We start from the raw sequence: 17,500 nt of genomic DNA on the forward strand, positions 1-17,500 counted from the left end.
TCCGTTATATTTATCAGTCTTTGCCATTCTCCATTAATTTTCTGCCCGCACTCCAGGCATCTCCGGCGTACTCTCCGAGTGTCCAGTAATTATTGTCAGGCATAGTCAGAATGAGGGGATCTATCTTCTTAAAATCGGGTTTGTTCCCGCTGAAAACGTTTCCGTCCGCATATGCTCCTGCAATTTCTCCGATATAGAGGCTGTTTGACGGGAGAAGAACTGTCTTAACAAGCCTGCATTCGAGTGACACCGGACATTCGGATATCATAGGCGCCGTTTCAAGCCGCCCGTAGAATACATCAAAGACGCAGGACTTATCGGTCTTAACTCCTGAAACCATACCGCAATAATCCGCTTTTTCGAGAAGCGACCTTGGGACAATATTTACAGAGAAGGTTTCAGTCCCGGCGATTCCCTTTGGCGTATAATGAGTGTTTCCGATTGCACATACAATCATAGGAGGGCTTGCGTTTGCACGGGTGCACCACCCTGCGGTCATGAAGTTAGCTTTCCCGTGAACCTTTGTCCCTACAAGAACAACAGGCATCGGGATGAAGAAGTTAGGATTTATTTCCTTCTTTTCCATGGATGACCTCTCTGTTTTTTTGCATAATATATATTGCCCCAAAAATTACCCTGAAATATCCTTACCGGTTAACGCAGGGTAAGACATCCGCCCATACAAACATATATTCCACAGAATTAACCAAAACTTACCGGATGATCTTACAATGAGCTCTCGGGAAGGTTTCGGTTCATTTACATGGAATGCGTCCGACTACTGCAAAAATTCACCTGCCCAGAAAAAATGGGGAAATGAGCTTATCGAAAAACTCGGGCTTAACGGAAGCGAACGGCTTCTTGATATCGGTTGTGGTGACGGGACACTGACGGCTGAGATTTCACGCCTGCTCCCGAAAGGCCAAGACCGTCTTATTCATGTAAGAATGGCAAGACTTGAAGCCAAAGCGAAAAAACCTGAAAAATGAAGCCCGGGAACTTTCCGGTTTTCAGGAAATCATACCATTTACTCATATCAATGAATGCCAAGGTCAGAAAGTATCTTCTCGTGAGTATAGTAAATTCCCTTCTTATATTCTTCAAGTGACTCTTCAATAACCAGGAGTTCTTCTTTTGTCAGGGGTTCATTATCACTTTGGCAGTCCATAAATCTTTTTTTGCCCTCACATATGATGGGCCTTTTGGATGATAACGGTGTTTTTTATTAAAATGGTACTCTAAACAAAACCTTCCTCAAGATACAGTTCTGCGAAATGTTAATTTATGATAATGAATACTTTTTAAAATCAGCGCAAAAATTCAGGACATTGCATCACAAAATTCTCTGGTCAGGATTTAAGGTGCTATGACCTGGTTTTCAACGTGAAACTGATATATCCGTTAACATTTTAATCAGGCGACAATTGGGGGTTAAAAAAATGTCTGATGATATTACACTGGCAATGGCTGCAGTGGAGAAATGGATTGGCAACCCGTTCTCACTATCTCTTCTCAGATTCGTCGTAAGTGACGACAAATGCGGAAACAGACTTTCAAACGCAATAGACAGCTACCTGGGCTGTGATACGGACATGTGCCGGAGGTGCAGGCTGGCCGGAAAAATTGTGGGATACACGGTCAAAAAAGGAGGAAGTCTCTTCGGAATAGATGACGACACAATTAAAGAAGGGCTTTCCAACCCGGTATTCAAAAGAGGGCTTATGAATGTACTTAAAGGAATCGCCCAGTACGGAGTCACAAAGCCCCAGATAATAAATGCACCGTTTCTCGTGGTCTGGGACTTCACGCACCTCTGCAACCTGAAATGCAGACACTGCTACCAGGACGCACAAAAGGCGCTTCCTGACGAACTCACAACGGACGAGTCAAAAAGACTCATAGATGAACTTGCCTCGGCAGGAGTCGTCGTCATTGCTTTTTCAGGCGGAGAGCCACTTATGAGAAAGGACTTCTTTGAGGTCGCTTCATATGCAAACCAGAAAGGGATGTACGTTGCACTGGCGAGCAACGGAACGATGATTGACAGCAAAACGGCATCAAGACTCAGAAAAACAGGTGTAGATTACATAGAAATATCCATCGACGGAAAGGATGCAGTGCAGCATGACGCCATGAGAGGAATACACGGTGCATTTGACCGCAGTGTTGAAGGCATAAAAAACTGCGTAAAAGAAGGCATATACACGTGCATTGCAACTACCGTCACACAGGACAACTACTGCCAGATGAACGAAATCTACGACTTTGTAAAGGATACCGGTGCAAAAAGGCTCATCTGCTTCAATTTCATTCCGACAGGAAGGGGAACCGAGATGGCAAACCGCGACATTCAGCCGTGCGAAAGGGAGAAACTTTTGGAAAGGATACTTTCAAAAAACAGCCCCGGTGTCTACCCCGAAGTCCTTTCCACAGCACCACAGTTTGCCCGTGTGGCTGTAGACAGGCATGAAAAATCCGGTGTCCCGGTAGGTCACTTCTATCTGGGAGGGGCCATAAAGGGAAAGACAAGAATGCTTGCCGACTTCATTGGCGGGTGCGGTGCAGGAAGACTTTACTGCAGCATTGAGCCGCAGGGAGACGTTCAGCCGTGTGTATTCATGCCTGTCAATGTCGGAAACGTAAGAGAAAATGACTTTCTCACTATATGGCACACATCACCGGTCCTAAAACAGCTGAGAAACCGCGACCTCCTGAAAGGAAACTGCGGAAAATGCCCGGACAAATACATCTGCGGCGGGTGCAGGGCCAGAGCATGGTCATACTTCAGCGACCTTTCGATGCCCGACCCCGGATGTATCAAAAACGAATCTCTGTGGGACGAAATTGAAGACAAGCAGAAAAGCTACAGCGTGAAGGCAGAAGAGCCTCTGACCGATAAAAAAACAGTTGTGGTAACGGCATCTGCCGGACGATAAAAATCCCACCCACTTTCACCGGTAGGGACATGAACCATTTTTTAACTTCCCGAAAGCTTTTATCCGGTGCAATAAACTGCCTGCCCATTTCAGGTTATGCCGTATGAAAAACGGAGACTTATTCAGATTAACTACCGTTTTCAGTCATTTTTCTTGCAGAAAAGAAAACCCTTTTTGCCGATTTCGGTGAAACACGATAGTTATGACCGGTGACAGGAAAGCAATAGGCCTTGCCGAAGCCGTTTCAATAGGGATCGGAGGCATGGTCGGAGGCGGCATATTCGCTGTATTGGGCCTTGCAGTAAAGCTTTCCGGGGGCGGGACGCCGGTCGCATTCATGATAGCGGGGCTTGTCGCAATAGTAACCTCATACTCCTACGCAAAGCTTTCGGTAGCATATCCAAGTCCCGGGGGGACTGTTAAATTCATAATCAAAGGATACGGAAACGGCCTTTTTTCAGGCACGATGAACCTTCTGATATGGATAAGCTATATTATAATGCTCTCCCTTTACGCATACGCCTTCGGAAGTTACGGGGCGACGTTTTTTCCTGAAAACATACAGTTTCTGATGAAGCATGTTCTTGCAACGGCAGTTATCCTCATTTTGATGTTTTTAAACGTCTTAAAGGCAAACGTCGTCGGAAAGGCGGAGGACGTGATAGTCGCAATAAAACTGGCAATCCTTATTGTTTTCACCGCGATAGGCCTTCTGTCCGTTAACACCGCATCGCTTTCGCCTTCGACATGGTCTCCGGCGCTTACCCTCGTATCGGGAGGTTTCATCATATTCGTTGCGTATGAAGGGTTTGAACTTATCGCAAACACCGCAAAAGATGTCCGTAACCCTGAAAAGACCCTGCCCCATGCTTTCTACATTTCTGTCGGGTTTGTCGCGGTGCTTTATATCCTGATAGCAATAGTTGCCGTAGGAAACCTTTCACTGGACAAAATCGCGGCATCTAGTGATTATGCACTTGCCGAGGCCGCAACTCCGTTTTTAGGGCATGCAGGCTTTGTCCTTATAGCAATCGCGGCCCTTCTTTCAACAGCATCGGCAATAAACGCGACATTCTACGGGACGGCCCGTTTAAGCTACATAATCGCGAAATCAGGCGAACTCCCACATTTTCTTGAAAAGGAGGTCTGGAACCGCCACCTTGAGGGACTTTTCATCACCGCGGCGATAACCCTTGTAATAACAAATACTCTTGACCTCCAGGACATATCGACGATGGGCTCTGCCGGGTTTTTGATAATATTTGCGGCCGTAAACTACGCAAACGTCCGCCTGTCGAAAGAAACAGGTTCAAAACGTATAATTCCGGCACTAGGAACAGTCCTCTGCCTTGCGGCGGCAGGATTTCTGGTCTATGACACGGTTGTTACCGCACCGGTGAAGCTTTTAGTGCTTGTCGTCATGTTCGGCCTTGCTTTCGGAATCGAATACCTGTATTATCATCTTGGCGAAAGGGAAATAAGCATAGATGACAGGGAAGAAGATGATTTTTAGGATTCTTTTCACTGTATAACCAGCCGCAACTGCGAAAACCCGGCATAAACCCTTATTGAAAATATGCAGGACTATTTTCTATGCACCTTTGTATTAACACCTTAAAGTTACGGTAACCGGACAAAAGACAAAAAAATAGGTTATATATAATATTTCATGACTCAGAACAGCAGCTTTTTCTTTGGGTCGAGGTTTGTCTCCATAGTCCAGAAGTAGGCTTCGCCTTTCGATATCCTGAATATGGCAAGTTTCGGGCTGTCGGCCGTAAGACCAAAGTCTTTTAGGAACGGGCGGTCATTAAGAGACTTCTCTTTTAGTTTCAGGTCGTCCAGAAACTCGGCACGGCCCGCGATGCGAAGAACCCTGTCCTTTTTTTCGCTTATAAACCCGAGTTCAAGGACGGGATTTTTCTCCATCTGCTTATAGATATCCTTTATAGTCCATATCTGGAAGTAAAACCCGGTCTTATCGGCAAACCACATCCCGAGAGGCCTCACACGTGGCTGGTCTCCGTCTTCTGTTCCCACCCATGCAACAGGGTTTTCGTTCGCGAACTTAATGCATTCTTCTAGGTCCATAATTCATCAACTGATCTACATATGCACGAGATTTAATAAATGCAGTGGCACATAAAATCAACAAAAAAATGAACAGGACAAATATTCCAAAAACCTTATTTTTGTTCTTTCCGTGCCTTTTTCACGATATCACGGATAAATTCTGTTTTTCCATCCGTGTATGCCTCGCGGTTGAACTCATATTTTTCCTTCAGGCGAATTTTCAAAGAGGCATACTCTTTTGCAGCGTCGTTGTGCTTTTCCAGGTAATCCCTGAAATACAGCTCGTCCCAGTCTCCCTTATACCTTACATGGATATGGTAAGCCTGGCCCGTGAAGCCCTCTTTCCCGTATCCTTTCATAAACATCATATGGGGAGGGGGATTTTGTGGCTGCGGATCAAAAGCATAACCCATATTTGTCAGTTTTGCGACGATATCACTGTTTTTCATGTCACTTCTGACTTCAAGCAGAATATCAATCGTAGGCTTTGCAGGCATGCCTTTGACTGAAGTGCTACCGATATGCGATATTTTTTCAATATTTCCCGCACCAAGAGATTTTTTGATAAGCTCTTTTTCATCGGCGAATATTTTCGGCCATTTTGGGTCGTATTTCGATATAATTATAGGATAGAGTTTTCCTAACCTTGATATTTCATTTTTGTCGGTAATCATTCAGGTAATACCTTATTGGCAAAACATGAATTTTATATTTTGCAGCATTACGATTTATCAAAAAGAATCATTCACGAAACCTGGCGTACATAATTTCGTCCATAAGTCTTCCTTTTTTAAAGATGGCGTCTTTTAAAACGGCCTCAAGGACAAACCCGCATTTTTCAAGAACCCTTGCAGATGCAGGGTTGCACCCGAAGACCCCGGCCTGAATTCTTGCAATGTCAAACCTCTCAAAAGCGACCGGTACAACCGCCTTCACGGCTTCTGTAACAATCCCTCTTCCCCAGAAAGGCTCTCCAAGCCAGTAGCCTATTTCGGCAGTCTTCCTGTAGACGTCACTTAAAATACTTATCCCGATTCCGCCGCACGCTTCTCCACCAGTCTCGATTGCAAGCATAAAGCCGTTCTCCAAAACATTTGCAGCCGATATAAACTTCAGTGCGTCGTCCCGGAAATAAGGACTCGGAAACCCGTCCCTTAAGTTTCCGGCGACATTAGGGTTGTCAGCGTATTTAACGATGGAATCAGCGTCGGCAACACTCCACGGACGAAGGACTGCCAAAGACGTTTTTATAAAAACAGGTTCTGAAGTTTCCATTCTATCACTGCTTCATGTTATTGATTCCGTATATATGAAAAAACCTTTACAAAATATCTTTAGGATTAGTTTAAAAAAAGGAGATCTTTTTTATCACGCCTTTAACCTTTAAATCAGGACTCTGCACCTTCGCTTCCGGAAGGACTATCACCAGCACTGTCTTTTGGTCTTAAGTCCCACCCGGGTTTTTTGTACTCGTGAAGGATGAAAGGCCCCGAACCAAGAACAATAATTCCAATGAGGAGGATTCCTGCATAGAAGAACGGGTTGAGGTTTTCTCCCGAAGGCTGGATGAAACCTATGAAAAACGCAAGGATACTTGCAATAACCCCGACGGATGCGACAAAACGCATTGCAGGCACTTTAAAGCCCCTTTTTGTATCAGGAGCGCTTTTCCTCAGCTTCATCGCCGTCATAAACATCATAACGTACATTATAAGGTAGAGCTGAACGGCCATAGCGGAAAGTATCCAGAAAGCCTCTCCCACCGACGGTATAAGTGCATAGAACAGTGCAAGAACAGTTACGATAATTCCCTGCACAGCCATTATGTTCTCCTGCATCCCGGCTTTGTTCGTCCTTTGGAGCCACGGGGGGAGGTATCCTTCCTTTCCCACAAACAAAAGACCACGGCTCGGACCCGGAATCCATGTTACGACCGAGGCGAGAACACCTATAACGACAAGACAGGCCATAACTGATGCTCCCCACGATATACCCACATGGGCGAACAAAACGTCAAAAGCCTGGAAAACACCCGTAGTCAGGTCAATTCCTGACGCAGGAAGGCATGCAGAAATAGCAAGCGTTCCCGGTATGAATATAAGGAGAATAAGGACTGATGCCATAAGTATTGATTTCGGGTAATTTTTCGCAGGTTTGTGCATATCCGTTACATGGACAGCGTTCATCTCCATCCCGGCAAACGAAAGGAAATTGCTTATTATAAGAACGACGCTTCCGATTCCCGCCCACATTGGAACGAAACCGGATGCACTGACAGGAATATCCGTTTTTCCTCCCGTAAAGACGAATATGACCGCAAGGATCACAAGGACGAGGACAGGAAGAAGGGTTCCGATTATAAGGCCCTTGCTTCCAATCTCCGAGAACGTCTTCACGCCGCGTAGAGCAATCAGGTTTGCAATCCAGTATACGACAATAATAATGAAGCCTACAAAAACACCGTTCTGCGCAAGGGAAGGGTTAAAGATGTAGGCTACAGCCGCTGCAAAGAAAGCGAGCTGCACAGGGAACCAGACGACGTTTTGTATCCACTGCTGCCATATCGCAACCATTCCGGCACGTCCCCCGTAAGCGGCGTAGACCCATCCGAATATACCGCCTTCCCACCCGCTCGCAAGCTCTGCAGAGACAAGTGCCGTAGGAATAAGAAAGACAATCGCCGGGATTACATACAGGACAATCGATGAAAGCCCGTAAGGCGCCATTGCAGGCAGGCCGCGGATGCTTGCGACGGCAACCGTGGTCAAAAGAGCCATAGTAACCCAGTTTATGGATTTTACAGGATTTTGAAAGGCTTTTTCAGCATCTTTTTTATCATCACCCATAATATTCACCCCCCTGTATTACTTAGTGGTGGAAGCTTGTACCCGTCTTTTCGTCATGAACGGGCACGGACTGTTTTTCAAGGACTTTGAGCTGTCTTTTCAGGTCCTCGAGAAACATATCCGCAAGGTCGCAGGAAAATCCACGTCTTACGACAATCCTTAAAACCGCAAGGTCTTTGCAGTTTTCAGGGAAAGTGTACGCAGGAATGAGCCAGCCGCGTTCACGCATCTTGTTGGATACATCAAACACAGTGTAATTTTTTATACTGTCATTTAATTTGAACGCAAACACAGGCAGTTCGTCTCCTCTGGTCACAAGTTCGAAAGGACCGAGTTTTTCTATTTCCGACGAGAGGAACAGTGCAATATCCCTTGCATACTGCTGGACTTTTTTGTATCCCTCCCTTCCGAGACGCAGGAAATTGTAATACTGAAGGACTATCTGTGAACCGGGCCTTGAGAAGTTAAGCGCGAAAGTCGGCATGTTCGAGCCGAGATAATTTACGTAGAATATCAGATCCTCAGGCAGTGCCTCCGCATTGCGCCATATGACCCAGCCTACCCCGGGATATACCAGACCATACTTGTGGCCTGACGTGTTTATGGATGCGACCCTCGGGATCCTGAAGTCCCAGATTAAACCGGGGTCAAGGAAAGGAGCTATCATTCCTCCTGATGCGGCGTCGACATGCACAGGTATGTCAAGACCTGTCTTTTCCTGGAATTTGTCAAGTGCCTGGCATATTTCAAGGACGGGCTCGTATGAACCGTCGAAAGTCGAGCCGAGAATTGCAATGACACCTATAGTGTTCTCGTCGCAGAGCTTTACAGCCTCTTCTGCCGTTAAATGATAACGCCCCTTCTCCATGGGGACAAGACGCATCTCTACGTCCCAGTAGTTTGCGAATTTCTCCCAGCAGACCTGAACGTTTATCCCCATGACGATATTCGGTCTGTCAACGGGCTTCCCTTCGGCCTTTCTTTTGTGCTGCCATCTCCTTTTCATCGATATTCCGCCGAGCATCGCGGCTTCGCTTGACCCGGTGGTGGAGCACCCTGTCGCCTGTTCAAGGTCGGGTGCATTCCACAGGTGGCTTAACATGCTTACGCACCTCATTTCAAGGTCAGCCGTCTGCGGATACTCGTCCTTGTCTATCATGTTCTTGTCGAAGGTCTCGGAAGCAAGCTTTCTTGCCTGCGGCTCCATCCAGGTCCCTACGAATGTCGCCAGGTTAAGCCTTGCATTGCCGTCGAGCATGAGCTCGTCATGGACTATCTGGTATGCAAGGTCAGGCTCGATCTCGTTTTCAGGCAGCCTGTCCCTCGGGATTGTCTCCATTCCCTCACTTGCAAAGATGGGGTCTATTATCAGGTCTTTTATGTGGGTTTTGGGCCCTTTCGGATGTTTCAGTCCCATAATCTAGATTCACCTCGTATAAAAACAGCTGCAAAACGCGGGATGACTTTTTGCCTGTAATTTCTCCTCTGCGCAAGAGCACTGAGAAATACCGCTACATCACAGACCAGAATTTTTGCACACCACTTCCGCTTTGCCTGTCTGATAGTTCAATAGAAGAGTTATAAATAATTTGTGGGAACTAAAGTCTTTGCGGGCAGATAATTAAAAGCAGGATATGTTAACTATATATCTCAGGAATCCGGTCCTGGCAGGAAAAATCGGTAATTCCGGCTGGCAGTTATTATTGTTAAAAACTCATTTGGAAACCAGTTAAATGAACAGATGACCTTCAGGCCGCTACAGCGTAACCTGAGACGATTTTTGCGAGGTCTTTTTTCAGGGAATCATTTATGCAATAACTGACACAGCCTCCATTCTGCTCCTTCGTTATGATATTGTCACGTACCAGCCCCGATATGTACCAGCTTACGGAAGGTGCGGATATTTTTACGGCAATGCTGAGTTCCTTTCTTGAGATTCCGGGATTTTCATTAATTGTTTCAAGAATCTTTCTTTCGGTCGGGTTTTTGGAATGCAGGTACAAAAGCTTCTCACCAGACGAATATGTGCCGGAATTCCTGAAATAACCTTTTCCTCTTGCTGTCTTTTTTGATACTACCATATTGTAGCTCAAAAGTTTTTTTACATGATATTCTACGTTTTTGTTCGTAAGTCCGGTATTCTTTTCAATCTCGCTTAAATGAACACCGGGACTGTTGACTATAGTTTCATATACCTGCCTGCGTGGTCCGTTTTCAAGGATTTCACTTTTTTTAAGCCGGGAAAGTCCTGTAAGGGCAGGAAGCTTACCTGAAAGGAGTAGTTTTGCCGGATACGCCAAGACTGCACCGGCACCTAAAAATGCGAGTATTATGAGTACCGGAAGGGGGAGGTCTGAATATCCGGTCTGTTCAGGCTGCGGTCCGCTTAACAGGTTATCGTCACCGTCCATGGAGCCAAAATAAATATCTGTATAATCAGGCGATATGCCGTATGCCGGTTCAACTACATATCCTCCTGTCTCAATTGCCGACACACAGCTGATTAAACAGGAAATGGCAAAAAGGACTCCAAGAACCGTAATAATTAAAATGTTCTTTATTCCTTTCATAATCCCCCCTCCTAGTAGAATAAAAGCACAAAGTGCTGTTTTTTATCGGTCTTATCAGCCTGAACCACTGCATACCATTCCCCGCTTTCTATACCTTCCGGCCTTGATATTCTGAGAAAAATTCTGCCGTTTACTACACCGTCGCTGTCATCCGAATACGGACCCATCATGCCGTCCGGCGAGAATATCGTAATTTTCAACTCGCTCCCGGAATCCATCCAGTTGAGATCGCAGGTGAAATTTTCGATTCCTTCAGGCATCGTCTTGTAGAAAGGAACTGATTCTCCCTCCTCAACCGAATTTTTCATGTAGCCGAGGATGACATATCCGTCCTTTCCGATTAGTGTGGATTCCAGGCCGTAAATCTCTTTTTCTGACCTGTTGAGACTGCTTAGGTTTACCGGTCCGTTCTCGTCCCAGAAATTTGCACCATGGGAAAGCTCAGGGTAATCGTCTCCCCAGTACTTCTGCCTGCTGCAGAAATCCCTGAACTCCTCATCTGTCATACTTTTTTTCAGGGCACCAAGGGTATCGGGGTCGGTCATAGAAAGAAACTCCCCGTTTGTGATATTTTCACCGTACAGCTCGTTTATGAGACTTATTCTTGAATCATCGGTGATTGTGCTGTTTTCCGCTGAAACAGCCTGCGAGACAAAAAAGACAAGCAAAACTGATGAAAAGGCCATAAATACCCATTTCATCTCAGGACTTCTTTTTTTAAGCATATTTTATGCCTCTCAGTTCAGAATTTTTTTGCATCAGTCAAAATTTTTGGATTTTTTACTTCTTCAGGCCGTCCAATACGGGGATAAATACTTACAGCAGGTATTACGGGTGAGTAATATAATGTCCCTCATATATACGTATTATTCCAAAACCGTCAACGCATAAACCCAAATCTTCCGGATTTTTTTAAATGAATTTTTTGGGATTTTTCTCAGAATATCCCAAGAAATTCAGAAATTGATCTTATTAGATCGATCTGTGTCCTTACAGGCGAACTGCTGTAAAGACCTGATGCAAGGGCATTCAGGAAGTTCTCTCCGCTTACATCCCCGTATGCCTCAAGTCTTTCCATTGCACCCTTTGTGTCGTTGTCAAACCCCAATATGATATATCCGCTGTCATCGACGATAACTCCGCCAAGCCCGAGTCCCTCCTTCTCTTCGTCGCTGATTTCGTTAAGGTTAACCGGCCCGTTTTCGTCCCACACATTTGCACCGTAGGGAAGTTCAGGGTGGTCGTCTCCCCAGTACTTTTCAGTCTCCGAAAAATTTTTGAACTCTTCAGGAGTCATGTTGTCTTTCATCATTGTGTACTCTTCAGGAAATACCAGCTGCCAGAACTCTCCCTGGGTCATCTTCTGTCCGTATATCTCATTTATCAGTTCAAGCTGGCTTTCGTTTGCATGGGCTGACACGGCATATGCACCTGCAACTCCGGCCATCCCGCACACAATTATCAGAACAGACAGGACAGCCGGTATACCGGCTGATGTCAGCAATTCTTTTTTTTCATTTTTTTCCTCTTTCATTACTGTTTTCATCTAAATTCCTCCTTTATTTTTTATATTCTCCTTTTATTCAGGTCATGAATTACCTGCATGAAAAAAACACGTAATCCTTAAGGCTATAGTAGAACCGGAGCTTAAATATGCATTATTCCGAAAGTATCTACACAAAAAGTCCGTATTAAAAAAATGGAACGGTTATTTTATTTTTCGTTTATTTTCGTCTCCGTGCTCCCCAAAAAACCACGGACGTTATAAGAAGTGCCGCCAGTGAAACAAAAGGAGACAAAGGGCTTTCAGTACCCGGCAGGTTGCTGTTCCCTTCCCTGTTATTTCCGGTCTCTGTGGAATTATCTGCATTCGGGTTAATAAACGGGTTAAGATCTACAAACCATATCTCGTATTTGTTCGGCTCATAACCGGGGTAATCCTTCGGGTATGCCCTTAAAAGAAGCTGACCGTTGTCAAACTCAATGATATCACCAACCTCAAATTCATCGTTTCCTGTTATATGAATCTCTTTTTTCATACCGTCCGGGATATGATACAGGTAAATATGACCGCTTTTTTTGTAGACCACATAATCACCGTCGACGGCATATGAGTAAAACCCGAATTTCTCAATGTTATCTTTCTCCCTGACCACATTCATTTCACCAACCGGCTCATTTATTGTGTCTATGACAGTCTCCCTTAGTGTATTCAGATCGGTTACACAAAGTTCAGCCCATCCGTTTTCCCCGGAATTATCGTAATCAGGAGACACTTCTTTTGACCAGATTAGCTTATCTCCTGAAAAACAGTCCTGGCTTACTGCCATCTCTCCTTCAGTGTACGAATAACCGGTTGATGACGGGATGGTAACGGATTCAAAAGAATTTCCGGTAATATTTTTTGGAAGTCTGAAGACAGTTATCCCATCTTCAGGCTTCCTGACATTTTGGTGAGAAGAGAGAATGCATAAAGATAATGCGGCATTGTTATCACCAAACCCGATTATATTGTTAAGTGCCAGTCCACGGTTATCCAGAGTAATTATATTGCCTGTGTCACGCGAATAGACCCGTAAACAGTCCATATCAGAAAGTTCATCCATAAGAACAAGATCATCAAACGCCCTTAGATTAACGATATCATTCTCTCCATCAGAAATCTTTTCATAATTATTATCACTGTCAAGAGAGAACATGCCCTCAGTGAATGCACAAGTACCGTTGGGGGTAGTTGTGGAAGTTTGAAGGGAAAAATAAACAATACCGTCTGAAATATCAACGGATTCTATTCCCATCTTATACGATATCCAGTCGTTGGCTTTTCTTTTTTCTCCGATTACCTTTGTGTCAAATGTTTTTGTTTCTTTAGTAGTGCTGTTCCAGATATAGACAAGCGGGTCTTCATATTTTCTGTACGCAACCTCTCCCATACTAAGTCCCATATAAGATGTATGATAAGCCGAAGGATAAGTGAGAATATTGCATGAATTCCCGTCAACATATGTGTATGGCGTATTTATTACGGAGGATTCTGCACTTACTACTGAAATTAAGGAAACAGATACAAAAACTGTTACTATTAAATATATAAATATTTTGTAAAGAATATTCAAAAATCCACGACATCGGATTTTTTCATTAAATTCAAGTTCTATTGCCATGAACAGATAATTAATTTTGATATTATATACTGATTTTTCCGAAAGTATCTACACAAAAAAGTGTTATTTGTCTTTTTTATGATTTAGAATAATAAAATTAAAAAAAAGGAGACTTTGAGTCTCCCCCATTACAATATTTATAGATTTGATCAAGAAAGGTGGCACTTAATGCAACACCAATTCATTACAGATATCTAGTTATATGGCCACAGTCTCCCGGGTGACCATGTATACGTTGTAAGATCCGGATTTGTTGATGTTCCAATAACTTTTGATTGGTATAAAGTGCCACTTTGCGGATTTGAATAGGAATTTGAAACAGTTACTGTGTGACCTTTATTTCCATAATTCACATCATAACCTACTCTAGTACCATCTCCATACAGTTCAATTGTTACAGTCAATTCTGTAGAGCTGGTATATCCTGCAACTCTTCCTGTACCACTATAGACTATTGAAGATCCCTTTCTCCTAAGATTATCTGCACATAAAACAATCCCACTCTTTCTACCCAAAAGTAGGCATAATCTATTTACAGTAAACTCTGCATCCTGATTTGCTCCCTTAATGACATATCCACTCTTATCTATATTCTGGTTTTTAAGACCATAAATACTAGTTTCTCCGTTTTTAATTGATCTAAGTGAAACAGGACCGTTTTCGTCCCATACATTTGCCCCGTATGGAAGCTCGGGATGGTCATCTCCCCAATATTTTTTCATCGCTGAAAAGTTTTCAAACTCTTCTGCAGTCAGGTTTTCCTTTAACATTGCATATTCTTCCGGGAAAACCTGCTCCCAAAACTCTCCTTCGGTCATGTCTTGGCCATATATATCATCAATTTCTTTAAGCTGGCTTTCATTTGCATGTGCCGATATGGAGTATGCACTTGCAACCCCCGTTCCTGCTGCCAGCAGCAGAAGAAGACAAACAGCAAAATGAAAATTTGATTGTTTTCGCGTTCATTTTTGTCATCTTTTTTTTATCTTGCCGTATATCACTAAATCAGACGTTTTGATCAATTCCCGGCTGCTAATTATGGTTTCCCTGTATTCATATGATTCAGATTTATCGGCATTGGTATGAATCACACCTGTGGCTGAGGGGCTTTGTTTCATTAAACTAAACCCACGCAGACTATGAATTTGCATAAAAATCGAAGTTTTTATGTGCAGTGCCGGGCATGCGGTCCACGTAGTTGCAATAAACCGTATTATTTGATAAGCATTATTCCGAAAGCATCTACATGAAACTAAAAGATACATTTTTGTGTAGATACTTTTGGAATAAACAGCATATAAAAAGATGAATGATTATTCCCAGAATGATGATGGTGTCTGAATTTCATGAAAAATATAGTGCCATAGGTGGGATACACCGCACTTTCAATATTTTCATATTCTCAATATTTGTAGTCCTGATATCTGTATCCTCAATCTCAATAGTTAGCGCAGAAGAGTGCCAGATAATTACTACCAGTTATACATACATTGACGGAAATGACGGTGTTTACTTTCCTAACCTGCCGTCTGATCTACCTGTTTCGCGGGCAGGACTAAGCAAAGGAGAAGTTGCATACAGGAAATATGCAGACCCGATTGTCTATATCTGGAACAGCACTACCAAAGAAACAAAAAAGTTTGATACAGGAATCATAGGAGAAAAAAGGCGGGCAAACGACTGGATTTCATACTGGATGAATATAGAAAGCCTTGATATCTCAAATGGCGTTGCGTACTATTCTCTCTCAACAGAAATTACTTCTTCAAGTGGTACCGGCGGTGTCGCTGAAGGAACATTCTCATTTGATGGAGAGAATAACGAGAAGGTTTCTGATCATTTTATGGAAAGAGTACTGGCCGACAATGATCTGGTCTTGTTTGAAGACTGCCTCCCATATGAAGGAGAAGATATTATCCGGCCAGATCGCCTGAGAATATATTCTCACAGTAACGGGAATGTAATTACAATCGACAACCAGTCAAAAATTGATGATCTACTTGGATTCGGGAATTATAAAGTCGCAACCCTTGCAGGAACTATAAATAAAAGACCCGGTGAACGAAATCATGATGACGGAATTGCAGTATATAACGTGAAACCGGCACTTTCAGGCGGAAAAGCTGAAAAAATCTCTATTAAAGGGGCTGAAGATATTTCTTCAGATGAAAGTGTGGCAATAGACCAGGACTGCTTTTCAGACAATTATTTCATCTGGTCTAAAGGTACAAAGACCACTAATAATAACGGTAATGATGAGTTTTATTGTACGCTCTATGCTACAGATCTTCAAAGCCTTGAAAACATTGTTTTAGACACAAAAGACGGAGACCTGGACTTCGGTCTTTACGCCTATTCAGTCGACGGTGATTATGTGGTCTACAAAAAAGACGGTCATATTTACCTGTATCATATCCCGGACGGTATGAAAAAAGAGATTAATATAACAGGAAACGATGAATTTGAGGTCGGCGATATAGTCGAGTTCGACAAAGGTCAGCTTCTTTTAAGGGCATATCCTAAGGATTACCCGGGATATGAACCGGACAAATACGAAATATGGTTTGTAGACCTGAACCCTTTTATTAACCCAAATACCATAAATTCAACGAAAATTAAAAGTAATGCGGAGATAGACAACAACCTGGCAGGCACTGAAAGTCCCATATCTCCTCTTGCTTCACTGGCCGCACTTCTTATAGTGTCGATAGTTTTTGCGAGAAATCCAAAAAGAAAATAAATAAAACCAAAAACTGCTTTTTTTAGTCAGAACAATATATGAGAATAAATCCGTGAAAAAAAAACAATTGACACCCTTTGCGACCTGAAAAGACAGGAGACTTGATTTTTGGGGGTACTACCACCACCTGTTTTCATAAATCCGTTCCATAAGCTTCGGCCCGTCATTGTCGGGATTTTCCACACCGTTTCCGACAGGATATAACCCTGTTTTCTCCGAGGGATAAGGCTTTAGCAGAGAAAGAAAATCCTCATATTCAGGGTTTATCCACTTCATTGCACCGCTTCCGCGTAATATTACAGGCATCCTGCCGTGGACCTCTTTCAGGACCCTGTTCGAAGCTGTTGTTACGATACTGCATGAATAAGACCTGCCATTTGAAGAAGAGGACGATTTATAAACGCCTGCAAATGCAAACACCGGAGAGTCTGAAGCATAAATGTAAAACGGAGTCTTTCTCAGGCCCCCGGATTTCCACTCGTAAAAACCGTTGGCGGGAATAAGGCACCTCCCCGTATTCCCGAAAAGATATACGCCTTCTTTTAACGTATCGTCCCTTGTATTTATCACGGAATACTTTTTCTGCCCTGAAAAATCTGAATCTGGTTTTGGACTTTTATCAATACCCCATTTTGCGGACATTACATAATTTCCATTATTATTTCCTTTATTGCTGCAGATGATGCATACGTTTTTTACGGGTGATATATTGTATGAAAGGTTTACCTGCGGGACCGGACCGCATACTCCGAAAAGGTCGCAGAAAAACTCCAAATCATAAAGGGCGAACCTTTTGCACATAAAAGATTATTTCAGTGCATGACAGGATTAACAGTTTCCTTTTTTCCGGATTCCCCGTGCACTGGGGCATATTTCCCTGCACCTGCGGCACTTCTGGAGGACAAAACCCCTTTGCGTTATAAAGTTTGAAAGCGGCCTGCACAGTTTCTGGTTCACGGTTTTGCCGTCAAGTGCGGATACCGGACAGTTGTTCAGGCATAAAGAGCACTTTTAAGGGCAGACTTCATATGTCGCAACAGGGTCTGGGTCCAGTTTTTTTGCGAGAAGAAGTGCACCGGGAAAACTTTCAACATCCGCAATCCCGCACAGGTCCGCACCCAAAGTTTTTGCCTTTTCTTTTACTTCCGCCGAACCTAAAACATCTGGCATA

Annotated in this window: 19 protein-coding genes; 5 read left to right on the top strand and 14 right to left on the bottom strand. The window is 43.6% G+C overall.

Features of this window, described 5'->3' with window-relative positions:
• Positions 1–13 precede the first annotated feature (13 nt).
• Entirely contained in the window at positions 14–586 is a 573-nt protein-coding gene (locus J2128_RS10590; RefSeq protein ID WP_209691394.1) for a flavin reductase family protein, read from the bottom strand.
• A gap of 145 nt (positions 587–731) precedes the next feature.
• On the opposite strand from J2128_RS10590, the gene J2128_RS10595 reads away from it, so the two are divergent.
• Entirely contained in the window at positions 732–989 is a 258-nt protein-coding gene (locus J2128_RS10595; RefSeq protein ID WP_209691396.1) for a class I SAM-dependent methyltransferase, read from the top strand.
• Positions 990–1,036: 47 nt separating this feature from the next.
• Here the strand turns inward: J2128_RS10595 and J2128_RS12910 are convergent, their stop codons facing one another.
• A complete protein-coding gene (locus J2128_RS12910) occupies positions 1,037–1,168 on the bottom strand; it encodes a hypothetical protein (RefSeq protein WP_281069304.1) in 132 nt (43 codons plus the stop codon).
• A 271-nt stretch (positions 1,169–1,439) separates the two neighbouring features.
• On the opposite strand from J2128_RS12910, the gene J2128_RS10600 reads away from it, so the two are divergent.
• Together J2128_RS10600 and J2128_RS10605 are read left to right on the top strand one after the other, a co-directional pair.
• The gene (locus J2128_RS10600; protein WP_209691398.1) at positions 1,440–2,936 is read left to right on the top strand and encodes a radical SAM/SPASM domain-containing protein; all 1,497 of its coding nucleotides are present in this window, start codon (positions 1,440–1,442) and stop codon (positions 2,934–2,936) included.
• 202 nt (positions 2,937–3,138) lie between these two features.
• Entirely contained in the window at positions 3,139–4,449 is a 1,311-nt protein-coding gene (locus J2128_RS10605) for an APC family permease (RefSeq protein WP_209691400.1), read from the top strand.
• A gap of 161 nt (positions 4,450–4,610) precedes the next feature.
• Here the strand turns inward: J2128_RS10605 and J2128_RS10610 are convergent, their stop codons facing one another.
• From J2128_RS10610 to J2128_RS10655, 10 genes are all read right to left on the bottom strand, one after another.
• A complete protein-coding gene (locus J2128_RS10610) occupies positions 4,611–5,027 on the bottom strand; it encodes a pyridoxamine 5'-phosphate oxidase family protein (protein ID WP_209691402.1) in 417 nt (138 codons plus the stop codon).
• Between the two features lie 95 nt (positions 5,028–5,122).
• Positions 5,123–5,683, bottom strand: a complete 561-nt coding sequence (locus tag J2128_RS10615; RefSeq protein ID WP_209691404.1) for a GrpB family protein — start codon at positions 5,681–5,683, stop codon at positions 5,123–5,125.
• Positions 5,684–5,750: 67 nt separating this feature from the next.
• A complete protein-coding gene (locus J2128_RS10620) occupies positions 5,751–6,284 on the bottom strand; it encodes a GNAT family N-acetyltransferase (RefSeq protein WP_209691406.1) in 534 nt (177 codons plus the stop codon).
• Between the two features lie 113 nt (positions 6,285–6,397).
• Positions 6,398–7,855, bottom strand: a complete 1,458-nt coding sequence (locus J2128_RS10625) for an amino acid permease (protein ID WP_209691408.1) — start codon at positions 7,853–7,855, stop codon at positions 6,398–6,400.
• A 22-nt stretch (positions 7,856–7,877) separates the two neighbouring features.
• Positions 7,878–9,272 (bottom strand): glutamate decarboxylase, encoded by a 1,395-nt coding sequence (locus J2128_RS10630; protein ID WP_209691417.1) that lies wholly within the window; start codon positions 9,270–9,272, stop codon positions 7,878–7,880.
• A 331-nt stretch (positions 9,273–9,603) separates the two neighbouring features.
• Positions 9,604–10,425: a winged helix-turn-helix transcriptional regulator gene (locus J2128_RS10635; protein WP_209691418.1), complete on the bottom strand. Its 822-nt coding sequence runs from the start codon at positions 10,423–10,425 to the stop codon at positions 9,604–9,606.
• Between the two features lie 11 nt (positions 10,426–10,436).
• Positions 10,437–11,150, bottom strand: a complete 714-nt coding sequence (locus J2128_RS10640) for a hypothetical protein (protein WP_209691420.1) — start codon at positions 11,148–11,150, stop codon at positions 10,437–10,439.
• A 212-nt stretch (positions 11,151–11,362) separates the two neighbouring features.
• Entirely contained in the window at positions 11,363–11,971 is a 609-nt protein-coding gene (locus J2128_RS10645) for a hypothetical protein (protein ID WP_209691421.1), read from the bottom strand.
• A 178-nt stretch (positions 11,972–12,149) separates the two neighbouring features.
• Positions 12,150–13,589 (bottom strand): peptidoglycan amidohydrolase family protein, encoded by a 1,440-nt coding sequence (locus J2128_RS10650; RefSeq protein ID WP_209691422.1) that lies wholly within the window; start codon positions 13,587–13,589, stop codon positions 12,150–12,152.
• 194 nt (positions 13,590–13,783) lie between these two features.
• Positions 13,784–14,407: a hypothetical protein gene (locus tag J2128_RS10655; RefSeq protein ID WP_245323630.1), complete on the bottom strand. Its 624-nt coding sequence runs from the start codon at positions 14,405–14,407 to the stop codon at positions 13,784–13,786.
• Between J2128_RS10655 and J2128_RS12915 the strand changes: the two genes are divergently transcribed.
• Complete coding sequence (locus J2128_RS12915) at positions 14,406–14,531, top strand: hypothetical protein (RefSeq protein WP_281069305.1); 126 nt, start codon at positions 14,406–14,408, stop codon at positions 14,529–14,531. The two genes, J2128_RS10655 and J2128_RS12915, sit on opposite strands and share 2 nt — an antisense overlap.
• Before the next feature lie 367 nt (positions 14,532–14,898).
• Entirely contained in the window at positions 14,899–16,329 is a 1,431-nt protein-coding gene (locus J2128_RS10660; RefSeq protein WP_245323633.1) for a hypothetical protein, read from the top strand.
• Between the two features lie 117 nt (positions 16,330–16,446).
• Here the strand turns inward: J2128_RS10660 and J2128_RS10665 are convergent, their stop codons facing one another.
• Together J2128_RS10665 and J2128_RS10670 are read right to left on the bottom strand one after the other, a co-directional pair.
• Positions 16,447–17,130, bottom strand: coding sequence for an SOS response-associated peptidase (locus tag J2128_RS10665; protein ID WP_209691423.1), 684 nt, complete (start codon positions 17,128–17,130; stop codon positions 16,447–16,449).
• Positions 17,131–17,340: 210 nt separating this feature from the next.
• Positions 17,341–17,499 (bottom strand): hypothetical protein, encoded by a 159-nt coding sequence (locus tag J2128_RS10670; protein ID WP_209691424.1) that lies wholly within the window; start codon positions 17,497–17,499, stop codon positions 17,341–17,343.
• Between the last annotated feature and the right edge of the window lies 1 nt (position 17,500).

The sequence above is a fragment of the Methanomicrobium sp. W14 genome, assembly GCF_017875315.1.
Classification (GTDB): Archaea; Halobacteriota; Methanomicrobia; order Methanomicrobiales; family Methanomicrobiaceae; genus Methanomicrobium.